General features: G+C 41.2%; 2 protein-coding genes and 1 pseudogene. 2 read left to right on the forward strand and 1 reads right to left on the reverse strand.

What is annotated here, in order from left to right:
* Both EDI29_RS22865 and EDI29_RS22615 read left to right on the forward strand, forming a co-directional pair.
* On the forward strand, positions 1–220 hold a 220-nt coding region (locus EDI29_RS22865; protein ID WP_167494552.1), incomplete at its 5' end, for a hypothetical protein.
* Positions 221–529: 309 nt separating this feature from the next.
* A complete protein-coding gene (locus EDI29_RS22615) occupies positions 530–1,162 on the forward strand; it encodes a helix-turn-helix transcriptional regulator (RefSeq protein WP_137742664.1) in 633 nt (210 codons plus the stop codon).
* Here the strand turns inward: EDI29_RS22615 and EDI29_RS22620 are convergent.
* A pseudogene (locus EDI29_RS22620) lies at positions 1,128–1,385 on the reverse strand (DDE-type integrase/transposase/recombinase); the annotation flags it as partial. The gene EDI29_RS22615 and the pseudogene EDI29_RS22620 overlap by 35 nt on opposite strands.

Genomic DNA, 1,385 nt, shown 5'->3' on the forward strand with positions numbered 1-1,385 from the left:
GGATGATGCCTTGGGAGCGATGTTTATCGGCTTGACCCAACAGCTAACCGTAGGAGCACAGCAAATTTTCTCCCAACTCGATACGCTGAAAAATACCCTCCAGGAAACGTTAAGCGAGAATCTGGAAACAGAAGTCAGTGAAATTAAAGCAGGGCTTCAAGATAAAGAAAATGAAATTACCGGATATCGATGTTTACTCCGCCAGCTACAGGACAGTTAAGCATCGCATCCATATGGATGTAACCCTATAAAGGCTAAAATAAGTTCGTGTTGCTATACTTGCAGGATAGTCAATGCGAACTTGCTATCTCTTATTACCCACACATCAAATCGCCGCGTTAAAACCTTTCATAAGAAAAAACCATTCTTCTTTACCCTACGCGACCCAAACTGTCGCTCCCATCAGGATAATAACAAGTCACATAGATTCGTGAGCAAGCAAAATCATGGATTACTCCATTCACTACGCGAATACGCAAGCCGACATAGACATGGCCTTTGCCAGCGCTCTATCACGACGAGGGATTTCATGATTGCGATTAATGTTGATCATTTAACAGTGATAAATCATACCTATATACCTAGGGAATGTCTGAAAAAAGCAACGCTTCAGCCAGAAGTTGATATCATTACCTCTTGTATCTTCACGAAAAAAGCATTTGAAAATATAAAAATAAATGATCATGCCGAAATATCTATTATCGATATTGAACATGGTATTGACCTGGCATTATTAACTCACCATATCGCTAGCCAAGAACGAAAGATTATTATTCTGAACAACCGCAGGCATGCACCAGTGATGATCGCAAAAAAGGTAATACTGTTATCAAAACACACATCGGTAATCACGATTAAAAAAGTGATCTCTGCCCTGTCATCGTTTAGAGAAATAAAAGGCAAGACGATATCATTATCACCGAATGAGAAAATACTCTTCGGCTATTGGCTAGACGGAATATCAATAAAAGATATCGCAAAAAAGATGGCGATAACGCATAAAACCGCCAACAACATGAAAAATAATATCTACAGAAAATATGGCATAAAGGATCTGCTCACCTTTTTACTCATCGCTAGAATCTCATATATGCAAAGTATCACTGACGCCGAGCATCACGAGGTTATCCACGGTTGGCGACTACCCTGTCCAACACCCTAACAACGCGTTGTGCCGGGATATTCAGATCGATCTCTATTGCCAGCACTTCACGATTAAAATCATCCACGACGTTAAACGTACGAAAACGTCTGCCGCATACCAGCGCATCATGCATAAAATCCACTGACCAGCTCTGATTCAGATGTTCCGGCGTCGCCAGTGGTGCTGGATTACGCACTGGCAAACGTTGCTTTCCTTTACGACGAAAATTCAGTTTCAGTAA

This window comes from Pectobacterium polonicum (genome assembly GCF_005497185.1).
Taxonomy (GTDB): Bacteria; Pseudomonadota; Gammaproteobacteria; order Enterobacterales; family Enterobacteriaceae; genus Pectobacterium; species Pectobacterium polonicum.

Coding starts and splice junctions, on each gene's coding strand:
- EDI29_RS22615 (WP_137742664.1), top strand. CDS start 530: ATGATTGCGATTAATGTTGATCATTTAACAGTGATAAATCATACCTAT.